The 23231-nt window shown below is 70.4% G+C and carries 16 protein-coding genes and 1 pseudogene; 9 read left to right on the forward strand and 8 right to left on the reverse strand.

Features of this window, described 5'->3' with window-relative positions; translation table 11 throughout:
* The first annotated feature begins 390 nt into the window (after nucleotides 1-390).
* Nucleotides 391-3642 (forward strand): bifunctional cytochrome P450/NADPH--P450 reductase, encoded by a 3252-nt coding sequence (locus OG735_RS21655; protein WP_327324828.1) that lies wholly within the window; start codon nucleotides 391-393, stop codon nucleotides 3640-3642.
* Between the two features lie 71 nt (nucleotides 3643-3713).
* Here OG735_RS21655 and OG735_RS21660 read toward each other — a convergent pair whose 3' ends face one another.
* The 6 genes from OG735_RS21660 to OG735_RS21685 all read right to left on the reverse strand — a co-directional run bounded on the left by OG735_RS21660 (nucleotide 3714) and on the right by OG735_RS21685 (nucleotide 10675).
* Nucleotides 3714-4688 carry a 2-hydroxyacid dehydrogenase gene (locus OG735_RS21660; protein WP_327324829.1) on the reverse strand — a complete coding sequence of 325 codons (975 nt, stop codon included), beginning with the start codon at nucleotides 4686-4688 and terminating at the stop codon, nucleotides 3714-3716.
* Nucleotides 4689-4994: 306 nt separating this feature from the next.
* The gene (locus OG735_RS21665; RefSeq protein WP_327324830.1) at nucleotides 4995-5831 is read right to left on the reverse strand and encodes a class II aldolase/adducin family protein; all 837 of its coding nucleotides are present in this window, start codon (nucleotides 5829-5831) and stop codon (nucleotides 4995-4997) included.
* Nucleotides 5832-5930: 99 nt separating this feature from the next.
* Nucleotides 5931-6887 carry a formylglycine-generating enzyme family protein gene (locus OG735_RS21670; protein WP_327324831.1) on the reverse strand — a complete coding sequence of 319 codons (957 nt, stop codon included), beginning with the start codon at nucleotides 6885-6887 and terminating at the stop codon, nucleotides 5931-5933.
* Nucleotides 6884-7498 (reverse strand): MFS transporter, encoded by a 615-nt coding sequence (locus tag OG735_RS21675; protein WP_327324832.1) that lies wholly within the window; start codon nucleotides 7496-7498, stop codon nucleotides 6884-6886. Before OG735_RS21675 ends, OG735_RS21670 begins: the two co-directional genes overlap by 4 nt.
* 137 nt (nucleotides 7499-7635) lie before the next feature.
* The gene (locus OG735_RS21680; RefSeq protein WP_327324833.1) at nucleotides 7636-9135 is read right to left on the reverse strand and encodes a long-chain-fatty-acid--CoA ligase; all 1500 of its coding nucleotides are present in this window, start codon (nucleotides 9133-9135) and stop codon (nucleotides 7636-7638) included.
* Nucleotides 9136-9178: 43 nt separating this feature from the next.
* Nucleotides 9179-10675 carry a flavin-containing monooxygenase gene (locus OG735_RS21685; RefSeq protein ID WP_327324834.1) on the reverse strand — a complete coding sequence of 499 codons (1497 nt, stop codon included), beginning with the start codon at nucleotides 10673-10675 and terminating at the stop codon, nucleotides 9179-9181.
* Between the two features lie 51 nt (nucleotides 10676-10726).
* On the opposite strand from OG735_RS21685, the gene OG735_RS21690 reads away from it, so the two are divergent.
* The 6 genes and pseudogenes from OG735_RS21690 to OG735_RS21710 all read left to right on the forward strand — a co-directional run bounded on the left by OG735_RS21690 (nucleotide 10727) and on the right by OG735_RS21710 (nucleotide 15879).
* Nucleotides 10727-11398, forward strand: a complete 672-nt coding sequence (locus OG735_RS21690) for a TetR/AcrR family transcriptional regulator (protein ID WP_327321948.1) — start codon at nucleotides 10727-10729, stop codon at nucleotides 11396-11398.
* A gap of 246 nt (nucleotides 11399-11644) precedes the next feature.
* The gene (locus OG735_RS21695; protein WP_327324835.1) at nucleotides 11645-11863 is read left to right on the forward strand and encodes a hypothetical protein; all 219 of its coding nucleotides are present in this window, start codon (nucleotides 11645-11647) and stop codon (nucleotides 11861-11863) included.
* A 305-nt stretch (nucleotides 11864-12168) separates the two neighbouring features.
* Complete coding sequence (locus tag OG735_RS21700; protein ID WP_327324836.1) at nucleotides 12169-13116, forward strand: alpha/beta hydrolase; 948 nt, start codon at nucleotides 12169-12171, stop codon at nucleotides 13114-13116.
* Nucleotides 13117-13202: 86 nt separating this feature from the next.
* A complete protein-coding gene (locus OG735_RS21705; protein ID WP_327324837.1) occupies nucleotides 13203-14033 on the forward strand; it encodes an SDR family NAD(P)-dependent oxidoreductase in 831 nt (276 codons plus the stop codon).
* Nucleotides 13933-14310 (forward strand): annotated as a pseudogene (locus OG735_RS42000) (SDR family NAD(P)-dependent oxidoreductase); the annotation flags it as partial. The gene OG735_RS21705 and the pseudogene OG735_RS42000, both read left to right, overlap by 101 nt.
* A gap of 390 nt (nucleotides 14311-14700) precedes the next feature.
* On the forward strand, nucleotides 14701-15879 hold the full coding sequence (locus OG735_RS21710; RefSeq protein ID WP_327324838.1) for a lactate 2-monooxygenase: 1179 nt from the start codon (nucleotides 14701-14703) through the stop codon (nucleotides 15877-15879).
* Between the two features lie 216 nt (nucleotides 15880-16095).
* On the opposite strand, the gene OG735_RS21715 is transcribed toward OG735_RS21710, so the two are convergent.
* Both OG735_RS21715 and OG735_RS21720 read right to left on the reverse strand, forming a co-directional pair.
* Entirely contained in the window at nucleotides 16096-17331 is a 1236-nt protein-coding gene (locus OG735_RS21715; RefSeq protein WP_327324839.1) for a PucR family transcriptional regulator, read from the reverse strand.
* Between the two features lie 257 nt (nucleotides 17332-17588).
* A complete protein-coding gene (locus OG735_RS21720; RefSeq protein WP_327324840.1) occupies nucleotides 17589-18743 on the reverse strand; it encodes an isoafricanol synthase in 1155 nt (384 codons plus the stop codon).
* 301 nt (nucleotides 18744-19044) lie between these two features.
* Here OG735_RS21720 and OG735_RS21725 point away from each other — a divergent pair, with 301 nt between their 5' ends.
* A complete protein-coding gene (locus OG735_RS21725; protein ID WP_327324841.1) occupies nucleotides 19045-21975 on the forward strand; it encodes an ATP-binding protein in 2931 nt (976 codons plus the stop codon).
* Nucleotides 21976-22171: 196 nt separating this feature from the next.
* Nucleotides 22172-23185, forward strand: a complete 1014-nt coding sequence (locus OG735_RS21730) for a D-cysteine desulfhydrase family protein (protein ID WP_327324842.1) — start codon at nucleotides 22172-22174, stop codon at nucleotides 23183-23185.
* Nucleotides 23186-23231: the final 46 nt, after the last annotated feature.

A 23231-nucleotide genomic window follows, 5' to 3' on the forward strand; every position in this document is an offset into this window, starting at 1 on the left:
ACGGCGCGTCTGTCCAACCAACGGCCCCGTTGACGGCCGCCACTGGATGCGGCTCTGCTCCACGTTTCGGATACTGCCGGCGATCTTCCCTCGACGGGGTGATGTTCTGCCCGTACACACCCGACCGGGGCGAGTGGGACGGCTCCGTCTCCTCGTCCGGGCATCGAAGCTGTTGTTCACTCCCGCCGGCGAGGTCGTCGGCGGGGGAGAAGCCTCTCCGCGACCGGTCAGGCCAGCGGCCTGAGTGAGAACGCGCTGGTCAGACCGGTGTGCTTGGTAGAGGGACGGGATGTGAACCCTGGCGAACACATCCGCTGTTGCAGCCCCCGCATCGCAGGGAGACGCTCGATACACGGGCGGTGGCTCCACCGATTCCTGGGAGTGATCGAGATGACGACGCTGAGTGGTCGCGGTGCGGAGGCAATTCCCACGCCTGCCGGGCTTCCGCTGATCGGGAATCTCCGGGACGTCGCGCACCGGAACTTCATCGAGCACACGATCCGGCTGGTTCGTCAGTACGGGCCGATCTACCGGCTGGACACGCCGCTCGGTGAGCAGATCTTCGTCTCGGGGGCCGATCTCGTCGACGAGATCTGCGACGACGCGCGCTTCGACAAGCTGGTGACCGGCGGGCAGGCGCGGCTGCGGAGGTCCGCCGTCAACAACGGGCTGTTCACCGCGGACACCGCCGACCCGATGTGGCAGCGGGCGCACAACATCCTGATGCCGCCGTTCGGCCTGAAGGCGATGCGCGACTACATGCCGATGATGCTGGACGTGGCCGGGCAGCTGTTGGACAAGTGGGCCCGGCTCAACCCGGACGACGAGGTCGACGTGTCGGCCGACATGACCCGCCTCACCCTGGACACTGTCGCGCTGTGTGGATTCGGCTATCGCTTCAACTCCTTCTACCGGGAAGCTCCGCACCCGTTCGTCCAGGCCATGACGCGAGCCCTGCTGGAGGCCCAGAAGCAGGCCGGGCTGCCCGCGGCCGTCAATCGGGTCCGCAAGCGCGCCCAGCGCCGGTACGAGCGGGACAACGCGTTCATGAGCGGGCTCGTCGATCAGCTCATCCAGCGGCGGCGGGAGGCCGGGGACACCGAGACCAAGGACCTGCTCGGCTGCATGCTGGCCGGTGTGGACCGGCAGTCGGGCGAGCGGCTTCCGGACGAGAACATCCGGGCGCAGTGCATCACCTTCCTCATCGCCGGTCACGAGACGACCAGCGGTCTGCTCTCCTTCGTCACGTACTTCCTGCTCAAGCACCCCGAGGTGGTCGAGCGCGCGCGTGCCGAGGCCGACGAGGTCCTCGGTACGGATCCGGGGGTCGCGCCGACGTACGAGCAGGTGCACCGGCTCACCTACATCGCGCAGGTGCTGGACGAGTCGTTGCGGCTGTGGCCGACCGCGCCCGGCTTCACCCGCACCCCGCGCGAGGAGACGACCGTCGGCGGCCGCTACCGGGTCTCTCCCGGCACCCCGCTGATCGTCATCGCTCCCGCACTCCACCGGGACCGCGACATCTGGGGCCCGAACGCCGAGGAGTTCGACCCTGAGCACTTCAGCCCGGAGCGTCGGGCGCAGCTTCCGCCGAACGCCTTCAAACCCTTCGGCACCGGACAACGGGCCTGTATCGGAAGGCAGTTCGCGATGCAGGAGGCGCAGCTGGTGCTCGGCATGCTGCTGCAGCGCTTCGAACTGATTGACCACCTCGGCTACAAGCTGAAGATCAAACGGGCCCTCACCATCAAGCCGGACGGGCTGAAGGTGCAGGTCAGGCCACTCGCTGGACGGACGGCCGCCGTGCCTTCGCCGCGCGCCGTGGAGGCGGAACCGGCGAAGGCGCCGAAGCCCGAGGCCGCCGCCGTGCCCGCCGTGGAGGTGCACGGTACACCGCTGGCGGTGCTGTTCGGCTCCAACCTGGGCACCGCCGAAGAGATCGCGGGAGAGCTCGCACGGGAGGGAACGGAACGCGGCTTCGACGTCACGATCGGCCCGCTCGACGACCACCTCGGCGATCTGCCCCGCAAGGGCGCGACCATCGTCGTCACCGCCTCGTACAACGGCACAGCGCCGGACAATGCCGCCCGGTTCTGCGGCTGGCTACAGGACCCGGCGACCCCGGCGGACGCCTGCTCCACCATGCGGTACACCGTCTTCGGCTGCGGACACACCGACTGGGCGGCTACCTACCAGACCGTCCCCAAGCTGGTCGACACCGAGCTGGAGGCACACGGCGCCACCCGCGTCCACCCGCGCGGCGAGGGAGACGCCAAGAGCGACTTCGACGCGCAGTACCGGGCATGGCACGCCGGGCTGTGGCCGGACCTCGCCGAGGCGCTGTCGCTGCCGGCCGCGGTCGGTCAGGCCGCCGCGCCCAGGCCCGGACTGGCGATCTCGACGGTCAACAGGCGCGAGACCAACCCGGTCGTCACCTCCTACCGTGCCCGTCCCGCTTTCGTACGGGTCAACAGCGAGCTGCAGCACCACGACGGCGGGCGGCCGGAACGTTCCACCCGCCACCTGGAGATCGCCCTGCCCCAAGGGACGACCTACGAGGCGGGCGACCACCTCGGCGTGCTGCCGCGCAACCGGGTCGACGCGGTATGGCGCGTGTGCCGGCACTTCAAGCTGGACCTCGGCAACTACGTCACCATCGCGCCGGGCCCAGGGGTGCCCAGCCACCTGCCGACGGGCGAGGCCGTGCCGTTGATCGGCGTGCTCGCCAGCTGCGTCGAGCTGCAGGACGTGGCCACCCGCTCCGACCTCGAGGCCATGGCCGCCTACGCCGACGACCCCAAGCAACGTGACGAACTGCTCACCCTCGCCGCCGACGACCCCGAAAGCCGCGAGCACTACCAGGAGCGGGTCTTCGCCCCGCGCCAGTCGGTGCTCGACCTGCTCGGTGAGTTCCCGGACTGCCATCTGCCGTTCGACACCTTCCTGGAGCTGCTGCCGCCACTGCGCCCGCGCTACTACTCGATCTCCTCCTCGCCCCTGGTCTCCCCGGACGTCTGCAGCATCACCACCGGCGTGCTGGAGGCCCCGGCCAGATCCGGCCACGGACTTTTCCACGGCGTGTGCTCCAGCCACCTGGCCCACAGCGAGCCCGACGACACAGTCTTCGCCTTCGTCCGCAAGCCCACGATCCCGTTCCGGCCCCCGGACAACCCCCACGTTCCGATGATCATGATCGGCTGCGGCACCGGTCTCGCACCCTTCCGCGGCTTCCTGCAGGAGCGGGCCACGCAGAAGGAACAGGGCGCGCCAGTCGCCCAGTCGCTGCTCTTCTTCGGCTGCCGCAACCCCGAACGGGACTTCCTCTACGAGGAGGAGCTGCGGCACTTCGAGCAGCTGGGGATCGTACGGCTGCACCCGGCGTTCTCGCGGGTGCCGGGCAGGCCCAAGACGTACGTCCAGAACCTCATCGCCGAACACGCCGACGAGGTCTGGCAGTTGCTGCACGAGGAGGCCGTCGTCTTCGTCTGCGGCGACGCCACCAGGATGGCGCCCGATGTACGACGCGCCCTCACCGGCATCTTCGCCGGCCGCACCGGCACATCGGCCGGCGACGCAGACGCCTGGTTCACCGGACTGCGCCAGGCGAACCGCTACCTGGAGGACATCTGGGGCGCGGACTGACCAGCCCACCAACACCGGGGCGGTGGGAGCCGGTCATGCCGCCAGGGTGCGCCCTGACCGGCTCCATCGCGTCATCCGCAGACCACGTCTCGCGGGGGCTTGCCGTCCAGGTATGCCGTGGTGTTCTCCATCGCGGCCCTGACGATCCGGGGCACCGTGTCGCGGGTGACGCCCGCGATGTGCGGGGTGAGCAGCACGTTGGGGGCTCGGAGCAGCCGAAGTTCCGGGCCCGGGGGCTCCGGGTCGAAGACGTCGAGGCCTGCCCCGGCGATCCGGCCGGCCTCCAGCGCGTCCGCGAGGGCCTCCTGGTCGACGATGGCGCCACGGGCAGTGTTGATCAGGAACGCGGTGGGCTTCAGCAGCGCCAGCCGGTCGGCGTCCAGCAGTTGCCGGGTTTCCTCGGTGAGCGGGACGTGCAGCGACACCGCGTCCGAGCGCCGGAGCAGCTCCTCGAGCGGCACCCGGCGCGCGCCGAACCGCTCCGCCGCTTCGGCGTGCTCACTGCGTGCCGTGTACAGCACTTCCATGTCGAAAGCGGCGGCCCGACGGGCCACCTCCTGGGCAACCACCCCGAAGCCGACCAGGCCGAGAGTCTTTCCCGCGAGTCCGGTCAGCGACGGCTGCAGGCGGTGATTGGCCCAGTCTCCGGCGGCGAGCGCGGTATGGGCCGGGACGAGCTGCTTGGCGAGCGCGAGCAGGAGCGCGAAGGTGTGCTCGACGACCTCCCGGTGCTCGGCGCCGGTGGAGCCGATGTTGCACACCGTCACGCCGCGTGCGCGGGCGGTGTCCAGGTCCACGTAGTCGAAGCCGTGGCTGGAGCACTGGACGAACTCCAGCCACGGCGCGGCATGGATGTCCGCCCCGGTGACCGGTGCAAGGGCGGTGACCAGGACCCGGGCACGGGACAGCGCTTCGGGGTCCTCGTCGGTGGCCTCCACCAGCGTCACCTCGGCCCGGTCGGCGAAGGCGGCGGCGAAAGCGGCGCCGACCTGGCGGCCGCCGACATGCGGCGGTATGACGGCGAGGACGGTCTTGCGGTCGGTCATGGCTGGCTCCTACGAAGGGGGTGGGCTTGGTACGAGACTCGGCGGGCCGTCACCAGGGCTCTCCCCGGGCGCGGACCAGGGCGCGTCAGGCGTGAGCTCGGCGGGCCGGGTACAAGCGGACAGGGCCAGGCTGAGGTCGAACTCGGCGAGCAGGCTGCGGGAAATCGCGCGGGCGCCAGGCCGGCAGCCAGGTGTCGAGGGTGACCGCGCGCGCCGTGCAGCCGGCGGCCCTGGGCACGGGCGAGGGTCGGCCATCCGTGCATGTCGTTGTCGCCGACGTATCGCGTGCGGGGCCGTCTCGCAAGCTCATTCGAACAGATCCGGGTCGGTCCGCGAGATCTGCTCGAAAAGGGGCTGGAACTGGAACCAGCCGACAAACTCGCCGCCGACCTGGCCATGGGTCAGCTTGGCGTTCTCATCCGTGATGCCGATGGTCGGGCCGGCTGCCTTGGCAGCAAGTTGCGCTTGAGCGGACCTTTCCATCGTGATGAACCACCACGCGGCGGAGTCGACGGAGGTTCCGACGGTGAGCAGGCCGTGGTTTCGCAGGATCGCCGCCTTGTGGGAGCCGAGAGCGTCGGCGATGCGCCTGCCCTCGGTGGGATCGTTCACCACGCCGGTGTAGTCGTCGAACAGATCGTGGTCCTGGTAGAAGGCGCAGGCATCTTGTGTGAGCGGCTCCAGATGCCGGCCCGTGGCCGACAGGGCCTTGCCGTACACCGAGTGGCTGTGTGCCGCGCCTATGACGTCGGGGCGGGCCTGGTGGACCGCGGAGTGGATCGCGAACGCCGCGCGGTTGACCCTGTGCCGCCCCTGGACGACCTCGCCGTCACCGTTGACCAGCAGGAGGTCGCTGACCCTGATGTGCTTGAAGGAGACACCGAGCGGATTGACCCAGAAGTAGTCGGGGTACTCGGGGTCGCGTGCGGTGATGTGTCCGGCGACGCCCTCCTCGAAGCCGAAGCGGCCGAACAGGCGCAGCGCTGCGGCCAGTCGCTCCTTGCGGTGGCGCCGCTCGGTGGCGACGTCGTCGAAGACCGGCGGCCGGGGGAAGATCAGCTCCTCTTCGGGGATGGGGGTCAGCCCGGCGGGCGGGAGCTGCTCGGCGGTGGGGTGCCCGGCGGGGGTGGTTGCGGCTGACATGGTGATTTCTCCTTGGGGTTGGGGGAAGGAGCTCTGGCCCCCCGGCTCGCCGTCGCGGTGCAAGGCGTCGATGGTCCACGTGCGCATGCGCCCGGCGGTTCACGCGGCCGGGCGGACGATGCAGCGGAAGCCCAGGTGGCAGGTCGAGGTGTCGATCGGCTGGGGCAGTCGTGCGGCGGGACGGTAGCGGCCGCAGTAGTTCGGCGCGCATAGGTGTGAGCCGCCCTTCATCACCTTGCGGGGGATGCGCTGGTGTTGACCGGGTTCGGCGCTGTCCGCCTCCTCGCCGCCAACCGGGTTGACGCGTGGCGGTGGTGCGCCGCAGCAGGTCGGCGCGTTGGTCGCGAGGCGTCGGTGCTCGGCGTACCAGTCCGACGTCCACTCCCACACGTTGCCGATCATGTCGTGCAGGCCGTAGTCGTTGGCCGGGAAGGTCCCGACCGGCGAGGTGCGGTCGTAGCCGTCCAACTGCAGGTTCTCGTGCGGGAACTCGCCCTGCCAGGTGTTGGCCATGTACCGGCCGCCCGGGTTGAGTTCGTCGCCCCAGGCGAAATCGCTGTCGGGCAGGCCGCCGCGCGCGGCGTACTCCCACTCGGCCTCGGTGGGGATCTGCTTGCCGGCCCACTCCGCGTACGCGAGCGCATCCGGCCACGCCACATGGGTCACCGGGTGATCGAGACGCTCGCGCAGCGATGTGCCCGGACCGCCCGGGTGCCGCCAGTTCGCGCCGGGCACGTAGGACCACCACTGGTACGGGTCACTCAGGTCCACCGGACGCGATGGCGGCGTGAACAGCGCCGAAGCCGGTGCCAGCATGGCCGGGTCGGCGCCGGGATACGCGGACGGGTCCACGGGCCGCTCGGCGATCGTCCGATACCCGGTGGCCTCGACGAAGGCCTGGAACTGGGCATTGGTGACCGGATGCGGGTCGATCCAGAAACCGTCGACGCTCACGGGGTGGGCCGGAGCCTCCTCGGGGTAGTGGCGGTTCGACCCCATGAGGAACCGGCCGCCTGGAATCCACACCATGTCGTCGGGTTCGACGGCGAAACTCATAGGGCGACGTCCTCGTCGGAGGAGTTGTACGTGGGGGTACCGGCCTCGACGCGGCGCAGGTCGCTGCCGTAGTGGCGGGAGGCGAACCAGAAGAAGACCGCGGCGAACCCGCAGAACACCGGGATCAGGAGCGCACCGAAGACGGTGGCCCGCAGACGCTCCGGGAACCGTCGGCTCAGCAGCGCACCGGCGGGTGCGTACCCCGCCTCGCCGAGGCCGACCGCGGCGCGGGCCGCGAACAGCTGCCCGTAGTTGTGGGTGAAGGCCGCGCTGAGGGTGGCCAGGCTCCAGATACTGCCCATCAGTGCGATGCTCTTGCCCCGGCTCCACCGGTCGGCCAGTAGCGCGATCGGGAAGGTGCCGAGTGCGATGGTCACCGAGGCGACGGAGACCAGGCCGCCGAGCTGTGCGTCGGACAGTCCCCACTCCTGCTTGAGGTGCGGGAACAACGACACGATCAGCTGCCGGGAGAGGTAGTCGGACATCATGAGCGCGAACGCCATCGCGAACACGCCCCAGGCGTATCTGCGGGTCACGCCCGGTTCGCCGGCTGTCCCGGCAGCCGGCCGCCCCGCAGGGGGTGGTGCGGCCGCAGTGGACGCCTTGTTCATTCGATGTCGCCTCCTTCTCTCGTTGTCGGGAGGGCGGTTGCCGGCGTAGGGGCCGGGGCTGCGGGGGGTGCGGGATGACCGGGCGCGCCTTCTGCCGTGTGCTGCCGATGGCAGAGGGCGGCTTCCAGGGGGTGGGCTCAGATCGTGGTCTGCTGGTCGGTCATGCTCGCCGGCACCTCGACGCTGCGCCTGAGGATCTTGCCGGTGGAGGTCTTGGGCAGCTCCGTGGTGATCCACACGTGCCGCGGGTACTTGTATGCCGCCGCCTGCGCCTTGATGTGCTCGCGCAGTTCCTCGGGGGTGGCCGTGGCGCCGTCCTTGAGCGCGACGGCGGCGCAGATCTCCTCGCCGAGTTCGGGGTGTGGGATGCCGACGACGGCGGCCTCGCGCACTGCCGGGTGGGTGTACAGCAGCTCCTCGATCTCGCGCGGGTAGACGTTGTAGCCGCCGCGGATGATCAGGTCCTTCTTGCGGTCGACGATGAAGTAGTAGCCGTCCTCGTCGACCCGGGCCAGGTCACCGGAGCGGAACCAGCCGTCGGCGTCGATCGCTTCGGCGGTGGCCTCCGGGCGGCCCCAGTAGCCCTTCATGATGTTGTGGCCGCGGATGGCGATCTCGCCGACGCCGTCCGTGACGTCCAGCAGCGTCATCTCGACCCCGTCGACCGGCTGGCCGATCGACCCCGGCTTGCGTACCCGGTCGGGGTGGTTGAACGAGGCCACCGGCGAGGTCTCGGACAGTCCGTAGCCTTCCACGATGACGCAGCCGAACTCGGCCTCGAACGCGTGCAGTACCTCCACGGGCAGCGCCGATCCGCCTGACACGCACAGCCGGAGGCTGTCCACATCGAACTTCGCCCGCTCCGGGTGGCTCAGCAGCCCGACGTACATTGTGGGTACGCCCTGGAAGATGCTGACCCGGTGGCGCTGGATCGTGTCGAGCACCGCGGGCGCGTCGAAGCGGGGCACCAGCGCCAGGCAGGCGCCGGCAGCGATCGAGGCGTTCAGGCCGCAGGTCTGGCCGAAGACGTGGAACAGCGGCAGCGCGCCGAGCACCATGTCGCCGGCCGTGAGTGAGAACAGGTCGACCGAGACTCGGGTGTTGCTGGTCAGGTTGGCGTGGGTCAGCTCGGCGCCCTTGGGTGTACCGGTGGTACCCGACGTGTAGAGGATGACGGCGGTGTCCGACGCGTCGCGCTCCACGATCCCGGCCTGCGCAGTGGTGATGGCGAGCAGGGTCTCGAAATCGCCCGGCGTCACCAGCAGGCACTCGGTGCCCGCGGTGGCCGCGCCGGCCAGGGCGTCCTCGGCGAACCCGTGCCAGGCCAGCACCAGCTTCGCTTGCGAGTCACCCAGGTAGAACGCCACCTCACGTGCCTTGAGCAGCACGTTCATCGGCACCACCACGGCGCCGGCGCGCAGGATGCCGTAGTACACGGCGGCGAACTGCGGCACGTTGGGCAGCATGATGCCGACCCGGTCGCCGGGCTGCACGCCCCGGTCGCGCAGCAGTCCCGCCACGTGGGCACTGGCTTTGTCGAGCTTCGCGTAGGTCAGCACGCTGTCGCCGAGGCGGATCGCGGGGGCGTCGCCGTCGCGGGTCGCCGACGCGACCAGGCTGTGCGCAAGGTTGGTCATGACCAGGTCTCCCTGTCGTGTGCGGTGGAAGTGGTGTGGTGGTTCAGTGCGCTGCGGGCGCGGCAGTGGCTGCGGTGCGCAGTTCGTAGGGGGTGGGGTCGAAGCGGCGTGTCGTGCGGCGGTATTTCCAGGTCGCGTCTGGCCAGTTGGCCGAGGCCAGGCCGTCTGCGCCCTGGTAGAAGCTCGTGCAGCCGCCGACCGACCAGACCGTGCCTGCCAGCCGTGCTGTTTGCTGTTCGATGTAGGTGTTTTGGTCCGTGGCGCGGACCTCGATGCTGGTGATGCCGCGTGCGCGCATCAGGCGCAGCGCGTCCATTGCATACGCCACCTGGCACTCCTCCTGGAACACATGGGAGTTGTGGCCGGTGGCGCTGCCCGCGCCGCCGAGGCGGAACAGGTTGGGGAAGTTGGTCACGGTGATGCCGAGGTAGGTGTGCGGGTTGCCGTTCCAGCATTCGGCCAGGGTCCGGCCGTCGCGTCCGCGCAGGTGTTCCGCGATCGGCGGGTCGCTGACGTGGAAGCCGGTGCCGAAGATGATCACGTCGGCGGGGTGCTCGCGGCCGTCGGTGGTGACCACCGAGTCCGCCCGTACCTCGTGGACGCCGGCGCTGACCACCTCGACATTGGGTGCCGACAGGGCCGGATACCAGTTGTTGGAGATCAGGATGCGCTTGCAGCCCAGCTCCCAGTCCGGGGTCAGGCGCTTGCGCAGCGCGGGGTCGGCGACCTGGCGGCGCAGGTGGTGCAGGGCCATCCTGGTCGCGATCCGCCGTACCTGGGGCGAGACCATGATCTTCCATGTCACCAGCTCACGCATCCAGTACTGGCGGTGGCGTACCAGTCGCTGCAGCCATGGCGCGGCGGTGTAGAGCCGTCGTTCGGTCCGGGTCGTGGCACGGTCCATCCGGGGGGTGACCCACGGTGCGGTCCGCTGAACCACCGTCATCCGCCCGACCTGCGGCTGGATCGCGGGTACGAACTGGATCGCCGAGGCGCCGGTGCCGACGACGACCACTGTGCGGCCGGTCAGATCGAGGTCGTGGTTCCAGCGGGCGGAGTGGAACACCTCACCGGTGAATCCGTCCAGGCCCTTCAGTTGCGGGGTCGACGGTTCGGCGATGGGGCCGCTGGCGTCGATGAGCATGTCGGCGGTGAGCGGTCCGGTGCTGGTCTCGATCCGCCAGCGCTGCGCGGCGTCGTCCCAGGCCGCCTCCAGCAGGCGGCAGCCGAAGCGGATGTGCGGTATCAGCCCGTGGTCGCGGGCGACCCGGCGCAGGTAGTCGCGGATCTCGGACTGCTGGGAGAAGGCCCGGGTCCAGTGCGGGTTGGGCGCGAAGGACAGGGAGTACAGATTCGACGGGATGTCGCAGGCGCAGCCCGGGTAGGTGTTGTCCCGCCAGACGCCGCCGACCTCCTGCTCCCGCTCCAGCAGGGCGAAATTCTCCCCTTGGGTTTTGAGCGCGTGGGCCGCGGCCAGCCCGCCGAATCCGGCCCCGACGACGACAACGCGCAGATGCTGCGGCTCGAACTCAGCGGTCATGCGGGTAGCCCCTCTAGAAAAGCTAACGTGAGTCGCGTTAACCTCCCACCCATGGCAGCAGTCGTCAAGAGCCCAGAACCCGAACCGTCCAGCTCCGGGCCGGACCCGGCCGAACCCGGCCGCCCGCGCCGCCGGCAGCCGGTCCAGGCCCGCAGTCGCGAGACCGTCGAGCGGATCCTCGACGCCGCGGCCGCCCTCCTTGAGGAAGGTGGCGTCGACGCCGTCACCACCCGTGCCATCGCCGAGCGCGCCGGCATCACCGCGCCCTCGCTCTACCGCTTCTTCGCCGACCGTGATCAGGTCCTCGACGCGCTGATGGAACAGCACCTCGAACGGCTCGGCGCCTTCCTCGCCGAGACCGAGGCGGGCTGGTCGCCCTCGTCACCGACGGAGTTCGTGGGGCGCGAACTCGACTCCGTCGTCGCCTACTTCCAGGCCAACCCCAACGCCGCCCGGCTGTGGCTGGACGGGCGCGTCTCGCCGACGGTGCGGGCCGAGGTGCGGCGCTACCACCGCCGCACCGCCCAGCGCCTGCACGACGTGGCCGTCGCGGCAGGCCTGCTCGCCCCACAGACCGACCTGCTGGTCTTCGTGATGCTGGTCGAACTCGGCGACCGAATCCTGGACCTGGCGTTCCGGGAGGGCCGCGAACCCGACACCGACGTGATCCGCCACGGCCGCATCGCACTCACCGCCTACCTGGAGGCCGCGCTACCGCAGTAGGGCCCACCGCCCGACGCAGACGCGGACAGCAGGCATCGCGCCATCGGCACCACCTGACGCCAAGCGCCGCCGGTCACCCCACCCGAGTGCCCGACGACGCCGGTGCCGTCACCGATCCCAGACAGGAGGGCCCCTGTGCTCTCGCACGACCATCTCCCCCGCACCGCCCTGCCCATGCCCGACCGCCCGCGGCCGGGCTGACCGGCCAAGGGCGGCACTGTCACGCTCTACCTCGACGGTGACGAGGTGGGCCGCGGGCAGCTGCCGGTGACCCAGGCCATCGTGTTCTCCGGCGACGAGACGACGGACGTGGGCCACCAGTCGGGCTCGCCCGTCACGCCCGACCAGCCGGCGCGCGGCAACGACTTCACCGGCGAGATCCGATGGGTGCAGATCGATGTGGACGCCGCCGCGGCAACCAGGAGCACCTCATCCCGATCGAGGAACGCCGGCGGATCGCCATGACACGGCAGTGACGGGCCGTCGGTGACGAAGGACGGCGGGCTGCCCGTTCGCGCGGGCAGCCCGCCGTACCGGGTCCGGACACATTTGCAGCGCCGTGATGCGCCCTTGTCCGGCCCTGCGACCTCCCGGTGTGCCAACGCACACCTCGCAGGTCCAAGTGTGTGCCTACGGCGATTCCGCCCGGCGCACCACAGCCCTACGTTGGTCGCCCAACGCCACGACGCAGCGCCGGACAGAGCGCGCGCTCCGGCCGGCGGCCTTCGAGCGGCCCCGCACCACTCCAGACCGACCAGGAACGGGAACCCATGCACGAGATCACCTTCCCCAGCGGCAAAGACCAGTGCGCCGCCTGGCATCTCCCGGCGACCAGTGACGCGTTCGCCGGCGCAGGCGGACGGCCGTGCGTCGTCATGGCGCCCAGCTTCGGGGGCACCCGCGACGGCGGCCTCCTGAAATACGCCGAGGGCCTCGCGGCTGCCGGCCTTGACGTCCTGCTCTTCGACTACCGCGGGTTCGGCGGTTCGACCGGAACCCCACGACAGCACGTTTCCTTCCTGCGCCAACGACAGGACTACCACGCAGCCATCGCCGCGGCTCGTCGGCTGCCGGGAATCGACCCAGCCCGGATCGTGCTCTGGGGCAATTCCTACGCGGGCGGCCACGTCGTCGTGGTCGCTGCCCGGGACCGGCATGTAGCGGCGGTCATCTCGATGACGCCGGCGTTGGACGGAGTCAGCGTCATCCTGCAACTGGCGCGCAACGGCGGCCCGCTGCACCTGGTCAGGGCGACCGGCAACGGTCTTCGTGACGTGCTGAGGGCGGTCACCGGCCGCACTCCTCACCTCGTTCCGGTGGGCGGAGAGCCCGGCTCGAACGCGATCATGGTCAAGCGAGGGGTCCTGAAGGCGTACCGCGCCGTCGCCGGCCCGGGCTGGCGCAACGAAGTGTGCGCACGCACGGCGCTCCAAGTGGGGTTCAACCGGCCGATCAGGTTCATTTCACGGGTCCCCTGCCCGCTGCTCATCCAGGCCGGGGCGCACGACCAACTCGTGCCACCGGCGCCCGCGCGCCGGGCCGCCGCGAAGGCGGGCAGCCGGGCCCAGCTGGTGGAGTACCCCATCGACCATCTGGACGTCTACACGGGCTCGGCGCAGGCGAACGCGCTGGCAGATCAGCTCGCATTCCTGCGCCGCACCCTCGCACCGAGCCTCACTCGCCACGAGACGTCTGCCCCCCGTCGCGAAGAAACCTGATCCCGGACTCCGTGCCCGCGTGCCCACGCGGAAGTCGGGCGCGCCTTCCCCACCGCATCAGTCATCGCCTTCGACCGGAGTCACCCATGAAGCTCAAGAACCTCAACGGCAAGGTCGTCCTCATCACCGGCGCCGGCAGCGGCATCGGCCGCGCCACCGCCCTGCTCAGCGCCCGGCGCGGCGCGACGCTCGTCCTCTGCGACCGCGATGAGGCCGGACTCAACGAGACCGCGGCGGCTGCCCGCGCCCTCGGCGTCGACGTGCTCGCGAAGACAGCCGACGTCTCCGACCTCGCGTCGATGGACGCCTTCGCCGACGCCGTGCACGCTCGCTTCGGCGCGGTCGACGTGCTCATCAACAATGCCGGTATCGGCGTCTGGTGCGGTTTCCTCGACACCCTGCCCGAGGACTGGGACCGGCAGCTGGCGGTCAACGTCAAGGGCGTCGTGCACGGCTGCGAACGCTTCCTCCCCCGGATGATCGAACGCGGTCGCGGCGGCCACGTCGTCAACGTCTCCTCGGCGGCCGGCTATATGCCCAGCCCCGCCATGACCTCCTACTCCGTCACCAAGTTCGCGGTCTTCGGGCTCTCCCAGGCCCTGCGTATGGAGATGCGCCCCCACAAGATTGGTGTCACCGCCTCCTGCCCGGGGCCGACCAACACGCCGATCGTCGGCACGGGCCCGGTCCGCGGGGCAAACGCCGAGGAACGGGCAGGCAATGTCGCCAGCTTCTTCCAGAGGACCGCTGCCCGGCCCGAGCAGGTCGCCAAGACCATCCTGCGCGCCGTCGCTCGCAACCGCGCCGTCGCCCCCGTTGGCTTCGAGGCCCACGTCATGTACCTCGCGAGCCGCGTCGCCCCGCCCTTCGGACGTTGGCTCTCCGTACGCTGGTCCGCCATGGCCAACAAGGGATGAACGCGTCGGCGTTGAGCAGTCCGAGGGGTGGGACGAGCAAGGCGAGGGCTCGCACCGACACTGCCGCACCGCACATGCGTGCGACGAAGCCGGCCTGCTCATCAACAACGCCGGCATCGGCGTCCTCTCCAAGTCCCTGGACACCGAGCCCAGGGACGGGGACCGGCAGATCGCGGTCAACATCAAGGGAGCCGTGCACGGTTGCGAGCGCTTCGTCCCCCGCATGATCGAGGGCGGCACCGGAGGGCACGTCGTCAACGAGGCGTCGTCCGCCGGTTACTGCGCCACCCCGGTCGTGCGCGTACTCCACCACGAAGTTCGGCGTGCTCGGCTTCACCGAGGCCCTGCGCGTCGAGCTGCGCCCGCACATGATCGTGACCGCGCCATCAACACCGCGATCACGCCTACGAGCATCGCGCGGGCCGGAGATCCAGCCGGCGCCGGTTCCGCCTGCGGGGCCGACGCCGACGAACGGTCCGTCCGGATTCAGAAACTGTACGAGCGTCTCGGCTACCCACCCGAGCGTGTCGCGGTGAACATATGCGTGCGGTGGGACGCAACCGCGCGATCGCGCCGGTCACGCCCGAGGCCCACCTCATGTACGCGCTCACCCGCATCTCGCCGCCCGCCGGCTCAGCGCCTGCACGGCCCACCCATTGGACAGATCATGACGAATACGCCGCCGAGTTTCGGCGATTTCCAGCTCGAGGTCTATATGCGCGGCCTGTCGGGTGTGCGCGAGAACCTGCCGTTCACCTATGCGGAGCTCGAGGCCCGCGCGCACGCGGCGCTCCCGCCGGACATCGTGTCCTACGTCGCGGGCGGGGCCGGCAACGAGTACACCCAGGACGCCAACGTCACCGCGTTCGACCGGTGGGGCCTGATCCCGCGGATGCTGAGCGGCGCCGCCCAGCGCGACCTCTCGATCGACCTCTTCGGGATGTCGCTGCCGACACCGCTGCTGCTCGCTCCGGTCGGGGTCATCGGCCTGTGCGCGCAGGACGGACACGGCGACCTCGCGACCGCGCGCGCCGCGGCGAAGTCGGGCGTGCCGATGGTCGCCTCGACACTCTCGGTCGACCCGCTCGAGACCGTCGCCGCACAACTCGGTGACACGCCCGGGTTCTTCCAGCTCTACCCCCCCAAGGACCGCGAGGTCGCGAAGTCGTTGGTGTCGCGCGCCGAGGCGGCCGGCTTCAAGGGCATCGTCATCACCCTCGACACCTGGCAGCTGGGCTGGCGCCCACGCGACCTGGGAATCGGCAACTTCCCGCAGCTGCAAGGCCACTGCCTGGCCAACTACTTCTCCGATCCGGTGTTCCGGGCCAAGCTCGCGAAGCCCCCGGAGGAGGATGTGCGGGCCGCGGCACTCGTGTGGGCGTCGGAGTTCGCCGACCCGACGCTCAGCTGGGACGACCTGGCATGGCTGCGGTCGCTGACCGATCTGCCGCTGCTGCTCAAGGGGATCTGCCACCCCGACGACGCACGGCGCGCGATCGACGGCGGCATCGACGGCATCTACTGCTCCAACCACGGCGGCCGCCAGGCGAACGGCGGCATCCCCGCGGTCGACCTGCTCCCGGCAGTGGTGGAGGCCGCGGGCAGCACCCCGGTCATCTTCGACTCCGGTGTGCGCGGCGGGGAACACATCGTCAAAGCCCTCGCCTTGGGCGCGACGGCCGTCGCGATCGGCCGGCCCTACGCATACGGGCTCGCACTCGGCGGCGATGACGGCATCGTGCACGTCCTGCGATCGCTGCTGGCCGAGGCGGATCTGCTGATGGCGATCGACGGCTACCCGACGATTGCCGACCTGGGTCCTGACGCATTGCTCAGGCGGCTCTGAACCGCGCGGGCCAGGACTCGCCCCGGGCGCCGACCGGTGCGCCCGGGGCGAGTCCTCCATCCGGGGTTCCCGCAGAGCCGATGCCCACCTCCCCTGCCCGGCGGTATACCCGGAGCGCGCTGAGCAGCACGCCCGTCGCGCGCGCAGCCACCGCCGTCGTGCCGCCGACCAGGGCCGGGGCGCGAGTCCTTGCCGCCGTGGCCGACGCCGGCGCGCTCAGCCGGCGGGCGGTCCGAGACGCCGCCTGAGCTCGAGCGCCAGCTCGACTGCGAGGCGTCGCTCGCCCGGCTCATAACCGAGCAGCTCGGTCGCCCGCACGATGCGTTTGAGGACCGTGTTGCGGTGGGTGTACAGGCGGGCGGCGGCACGCGGCGCGTTCTCGGCCTCCTCGAGATAGACGCGGAGCGTCTCGCGCAGTCGTGCCGCCGTGGGTTCCTCCTCGGCAAGTGGTCCGAGTGTGGTCGCGACGAACTCGGCGGCATGGCGTGGATCCTGCGCAGCGAGCACGGTGACCTCGAGTTCCCGGTAGGAAGCGAGCCGTTCGCTGTCGGGGTTGCCGAGGAGCAGACGGTGCACGGTCAGAGCGGCCTCGTGGCTGGCGCGAAAGCCGGCTATGCCCTGACGAGTGGGGCCGATCGCGGCCCGCAGACTGTCATGGGTCCGCGCCATCGCCGAGCGCAGATCCTCGAGGGGCGGTTCTCCGTTGGTACCGATCCAGGCCCACAGCGTGGTCGTCCCTGCGGGCAGCGTAAGACGCTTGCGTGCGCCTGCGGCGCGGGCGAGCACGAATGCCGCCGACTCCAACGCTCCGTGAGGCGCACCGGGCGGCTCAGCCCAGACGACGACTGCGGTGTGGCTCCGGTCGAGCGCGTAAGCCATCCGCTGACCGGCGACCGCAGGGTCGACGGGCGCGCCGTCCAGGATCAACCGGACGGTCTCGGTGCGCCGGGCGAGCGCGCCGCCGATCACCTCCTCGCGCTCGCGCTGGGCCTCGGCGAGAACGACACGGAGCGTCTGGTCGACGTAGCGGAAGGTGAGCGAGAGCGAGAGCTCGGTGACGCCCATCAGTTCGGGCCCGGGCCCGACGACCTCGTACGCGCAGGCCATCCAGCGTTCGAGCACCACCTGCTGGGCACGCCGGGAGCTCGCGTAGATCGCGTCGAGGTCGATACCTCGACGCGCGATCGTGCGGGCACCGTCGAGGGTCTCGGGCGGGACACCGATCGGCAGGGGTGCCTCCGCGTGCCGCGCACAGGTGAGGAATCGTTCCAGGAGGCTGCGGTGGTTGGCGGTCAGTTCGGCCGCGATCGCGGCGTCGGCCCCGAACGCCGGGACCGCCTCGATTGCGGCAGCGTCCATCTCGGCAAGGGTCTCGTCGAAATCGAGGGCCAGTCGGTCCGCGATCACGGCGACGAGCTCGAGGGTTCGTGCTGTCGGCTTCAGCGTCCTCACATGCGAAGTGTGCCGTCGCACACCACCGCTCCACAAGGCAGGGCATGCGACGCATCCCTGGTGGCAGCGGTGATCAGTTCCACAACCGGCGGGAGCGTCAGCGACTGCAGCCCGCTGGTCATGGAGCGCATCTGCTGTACGCCGACCGCCCAGCTGTTTCGGAGGCCTGTCGGGCCTGGTCACGTGCCGGTTGGCGCGCCTGGGTGTCAAGAGTCGGGGTTCGAGGGTCGGTGGTACGGCCCAGGAGCAGAGGCTGCTCAACTCTCCGTCGACGCGTTCCGCGTAACGCGTTCGGCCAAGGACTCGGCTGCCGCGGCGAGATATGCCCAGGGCCGTTGCCGTCCGCCGCTCACGGCGGCGATTCCGGCCACGTCGTAGCGGGACGTCGCGAGCGACCAGGCGAGGTTGCCCGCCATCAGGTGACCCATGCCCTCCACATAGTGGTCGATGTGCCCGCGCACTTCCGCAGGCACACCCCGTTCGCTCAGCGTCCTGGGAAGGGTGGCGGCGAGCTGGGCGAATCGGGCTGTCCGCGCATTGGCGAGGGCGGCGATGTGCTCGACGGACCGCTCCAGGGAGCAACCCTCCTGTTCGCGGAGGACGATGACGCTGTTGTTCACATCCCCGGCGGCCAGTTCCTTGGCGAGCGAGACGATGTCGTTGACGAAGATCACCACATCGCCGGTGATCTCACGCATCTCCTGGAGTGGGGAAGAGTCGTGCAGCTCGTCCGGCAGGGTGTATCCGCCGCACCTCTCGGTGAAGTCGAGGCAGGGCTGTACGCCTATGGAGTCCCGCCGGACCTTGAGGAGCTGCTCAACAGAAGGCAGGCGGTCGGCGTTCCGGTGGTGTGCTTCCCCTTGATAGGCGGCCATGTAGGCCTGCCAATGTGTACGGAACCGACGCTGCCAGCCGTACGGGGTACCGGCGGTGGCCCGGCGCCAGATGTCTCGGAACCCCTGGACGAGCGGTGGGCCCGCCCTGCCGGACACCGAGGGCGTGCCATCCGCCGTCATGGTCCGTACGAGGGTGGTCACCACATGCTCGATAGCCGCGGGCCGCATCCCCAGCCGACCGTCGAACTGATCGTCGAAGATGAAGAACCATGCGTTGAAGTCGGCCGCGAGCTCAAGGTCGTTGCCTGTGCCGTCGGGATAGAAGTACGCCATCAGCCGCTCGAGCCGCAGCGCGTCGTACTCCGCCGTCTCGGCTTCCCCCGTCAGCAAGCCCGTCTCCTGCAGCCACTGCAGTGTGTGTCGCCGTGCGCGCTCCGCGTGCGGGCTGAAGCGGGCAGGGAACGGGATCCTGATGGCCGCGGTGCGCCGGGTCGGGTCCGAGGGGACCCTGGGAAGGCCGGAAGGGCCGGAAGTCATCGTGTTCGCCATACGCACCCCCTGGGTGTCGCGGCGCATCCCACCGGCTCGGCGGTACTGGTCTGACGCGTTCTCGCCGCCCTACGAGGCTAGGCGCCGCATTGCCCGAGCGACCTTGAGCGACGGGTGTCATGTGGCGTGATACCGGCGTACGCGACCGCGTACGCGCCCCCTGGGGAGGCGCATCGGGAGGTGGGGACAGAGGAACCGCCGTGCGGTTGCCGGTACTACCAGAATCCATTCGTCTCCGCGGGCAAGACTTCCGCTGAGGACTACGGAACGTCTCGGCGGGCGTACGCTTCGCATACTCGGGGACCGACACGCGGCCGAAGGAACGGATGTGGCCTACACGGGAGACCGGCCGGGGCGACCGCGCCGACTGCTACTGGAACGTGACGCGGAACTCGCGGCACTGGATGCCCTGTTGACCGACCTGGGCGCGTCGTTCACCGGGCCGGTCGCACCCTGCACGGGCGGCTTAGTGGCCTTCGCCGGGCCGGCCGGACTCGGCAAGACCACACTCCTCACCGAGGTGCGCAGGAGGGCCGTGGCCCGCGGCTGCACGGTGCTCTTCGCCTGCGGAGGAGAGCAGGAGCAGGGCGTGGCATTCCATGTCGTACGCCAGCTCGTGCAGCCCGTACTTGCGGCAGGTTCCGAGAAGGAACACCGCAAGATGCTGGGCAGTTGGTATGACATCGTCGCCCCTGCTGTGGGTTTGGTGGCGGGGAACGGAAACGTCTCCCCCGATCCGCAGGGGGTACGGGACGGCCTGGACTGGATCGCCACCCGCTTCGCCGTGCAGCACGCGCCGCTGGTGGTCATGCTGGACGACGCCCACTGGGCCGACGCCGAGTCGCTGGCCTGGCTCACCGGCTTCGCGCCGCGGGTCACCGAACTCCCGATGCTCCTCGTCGTGGCCTACCGCTCCGATGAACTCCCCGTCGATGCGGTGGCGTTCGGCAAGCTGGCCGAACGCCTTGGATCGCGCCCCTTCGACCTCATTCCGCTCACCCCCAGCGGTGTCAGCCGCATCGTCCGGGAAACTCTGGGTGAGGAAGCCGATGAGGCGTTCTGCCGCGAGACCTGGGCGGTCACCGGAGGGAACCCTTTCGAGACCGTCGAACTGGTCGCCAAGGTCGCCGATCGCGGGCTGAAGCCGCAGGTCGTACACGTTCCCGAACTGCGGGAACTCGCCTCCGCGGTGAAGGGCGGCGGACTCGTCGAGCGGCTGGAGCGGCTCGGCACCTCCGCCGTCCGGTTCGCCTGGAGTGCCGCCGTGCTGGGCTCCGAGGCATCCCGGAGCCTGGCCGCGAGCGTCGGGGGACTGGGCGAGGCCGAGTCCGCCGACGCCGTCGCCCGGCTGCGCGAGGCCCGCATCCTCGCCGACGCGGCTCCGGACGCCGCCGAAGACGACCGTCTGGAGTTCTTCCACCCGCTGGTCGCCACCGCCGTCTACCGGGCGATACCCGCGGCGTTCCGTGTCGCCATGCACGGCCAGGCCGCCGCGATCGTGTCGAGTGCGGGCCTGGGCGCCACCACGGCTGCCCGGCACCTGCTGGAGATGCACCCCGAGAGCGACCCTTGGGCCGTGCGACAGCTCCGCGAAGCCGCCCGCGAGTACCTCAGGGCAGGTGCTCCCGAGGCCGCCCGGCGCTGCCTCGCCCGGGCGCTCCGCGAGCCACCCGCCCTGGAGGAGCGGGCCGACCTCCTGTTCGAACTCGGCTGCTCCGCCCTGCTGACCGAACCCGCGACCACGGTCAACCATCTGCGGGCCGCACTGGACGAGCCCGTCCTGGACCCCGCACTGCGCGAGGCAATCGTCTACCGGCTGGCACAGGCCCTCGGCCACTCGGACCGGATGGCCGAGGCCGCCGTGACGGTTGCCGAAGCCGCCCGGGGGGCCACCGACACAAGAACGCGGCTGCGCATGCAGGCGGAGCAGTTCATGTGGAACGCCTTCCGGGCCGACGAACAGGACTCGTCGGCCCGCTCGCGCAGGTTGGCCCGGCTTGCCGAGCACCTCACCGGCCGGGGCATCGCGGAGCGGTACATCCTGGGGCTGCGCGCCTGGGACGCCATGGTGCGCGGCGAGCCTGCGGCCACCGCGCTCCACTACGCGGAAGAAGCCCTCGGCGAGGGCCTCAAGTGGACCGACGAGCAGTGGGGTTTCGAGGTCCCGGTCCTGGTCGCCCTCACCTTCATGTACTGCGACCAGCCCGGACGAGCGGAGGAACTCTTCAACAAGGGCATCGCAGAATGCGAGAGCAAGGGCTGGCGCGGCGCCCATCTCTCGTTCGGTTACACGCTTCTGGGCTATATCCGCCATCGTCGCGGACGCCTTGACGAGGCCGAGACCCTGGTCCGCGCCGGACTGCGGATCGCGGACAGGGTCGGGCGCCAGGTGCCCGCACAGTACTTCGCCATCGGCATCCTCATCGAGATCCTGCTCGCCCGCGGCCGCACCCGGGACGCCCAAGAACTCGCCACCACGTACAGCTACGGCGAGGTCGTGCCCAGCGCCGTGGTGTACCCGGACTCCCAGACCGTCTACAGCGAGCTGCTGCTCGCCTTGGGCATGCGGCGGGAAGCTGAGCAGCAGCTCGTCCGGGTCGGCGAGCGGCTCGAACCGCGCGGCATGCGCAACCCCGCCTGGTGCCCCTGGCAGCTCCACCTGGCCCAGGCACTGGAAGCCTCCGACCCGGAACGGGCTCTCGAGCTCGCCTCCGAAGGTGTTCGCAGGGCCCGCCGATTCGGTACCCAGTCCGCCATCGGGCAGGCGTTGCGTGCCATGGCGTCGGTGACCCACGGTGCGGAGCGGGTGACCCTGCTGGCCGAGGCTGTCGTACACCTCGAGCGCTCCCCTTCCGGCTACGACCTGGCGTGTGCGCTGGTGGACCACGGCGTCGCACTGCGCCGTGCCGGGCTGCCGCAGGGCGCCGCCGAGCAGCTTCACCGTGGACTGGAAGGCGCCGTGCAGGGCGGGGCCGACGCCCTCGCGGCGCGGGCCCGCGAGGAGCTGGACGCAGCCGGTCTGTGGCCGCTCCAGCTGCGCACCGCAGCCACGGAGTCGCTCACCGCGCAGGAGCGGACAGTGGCCGAATGGGCCGCTCGCGGGTGGTCGAACGCCCGCATCGCCGAGGCGCTGGGTGCCCAGAACCAGATGGTGACCCGGCTGCTGTCGGACATCTATCGCAAGGTCGGCTCCGATCAGGCGGGACTGCCGAGGCTGATCGGGCTGCAGGGGGGTGCGTCGCCGACACCGCATGGCTGAGCCGTTCGCGTGCGGAGCCAGATGTCCCCTTTCGCCGGCCCGTACGGTGAAGCTGAAGAGGGACTTCTCGAGCCCGGCGAGCAACGCCCGCCGCGACCGGGAAACCCTCGGGCGCAATGCCGCAGCACGCCTTCTCGCCCCTCACCCGTTCCGCACCGGTGTGAGCCCAGGAGCATCGCGGAAAAGGTTGGTGACGATGACCTCCGACAGCCGAACCCCGCAACGGGCCACGCTCGGCACGTGGCCGACCCCGCTCGAACCCATGCCGCGGCTGGCCGGTGCACTCGGCCTCAACCCGGACGACCTGTCGATCAAACGCGACGACCTCACCGGCCTGGGCGGCGGCGGCAACAAGATCCGCAAACTTGAGTGGCTCTGCGGCGCGGCACTGGCCGACGGCGCGACGACCCTTGTGACCACTGGCGCGCCGCAGAGCAACCACGCGCGGTTGACCGCGGCAGCCGGCGCCCGGCTGGGGCTCGACGTCGTCCTCGTGCTCGCCGGCTCAGCCGGCTCGTCGGCCTCCGGCAACCTCGCCCTCGACGGGCTCTTCGGCGCCACGGTCGTGTGGGCCGGTGCCGTCGACGCCGAGGCCCTCCGCTCCGCCGCCGAGCAGGTGGCGGAGCAGTTGCGACGGCGCGGCGCTGTCCCCGTGCTCATCCCCTTCGGTGGTTCGAGCGTGCTCGGTGCGCGCGGGTACGTCGAATGCGGACGCGAACTCCTCACCCAAGCTCCCGACTTGGCGACTGTGGTCGTCGCGCTCGGCTCCGGTGGCACCATGGCCGGCCTGGTCGACGTGCTGGGTCCCGCGCGCGTCCTCGGCGTCCACTGCGGTGCCGTCACCGACCCTGCCCGGACCGTGTCCGAACTGGCCTCCGGCCTGTCCGGCACGCACCGCGCGCCGGAGGAACTCAGGCTCCGGCTCGACCAGGTCGGCGACGGTTACGGTGTTTTGACCGAGCGGGTCATGGCCGCGATGACGCTGGCCGCACGCACCGAAGGCATCGTGCTCGACCCGATCTACACCGGACGCGCGATGGCCGGCCTGATCGCAGCGACCGAAGACGGCGACATCGCTCCTGGACAGCGCACGATCCTTCTGCACTCGGGCGGCCTGCCCGGACTCTTCGGCCACCCGGCGACGCTCGCGCAGGCGGAAGCCGCACTCACCGTCGGAGGCCAGGTCTCCCGGGCTTCTCGAAAGGAGTGACGGCCGGTCGCCCGCGACTCCCTGCTCCGGGCGGCCGCTGTGGGAT

This window comes from Streptomyces sp. NBC_01210, from assembly GCF_036010325.1.
Classification (GTDB): Bacteria; Actinomycetota; Actinomycetes; order Streptomycetales; family Streptomycetaceae; genus Streptomyces.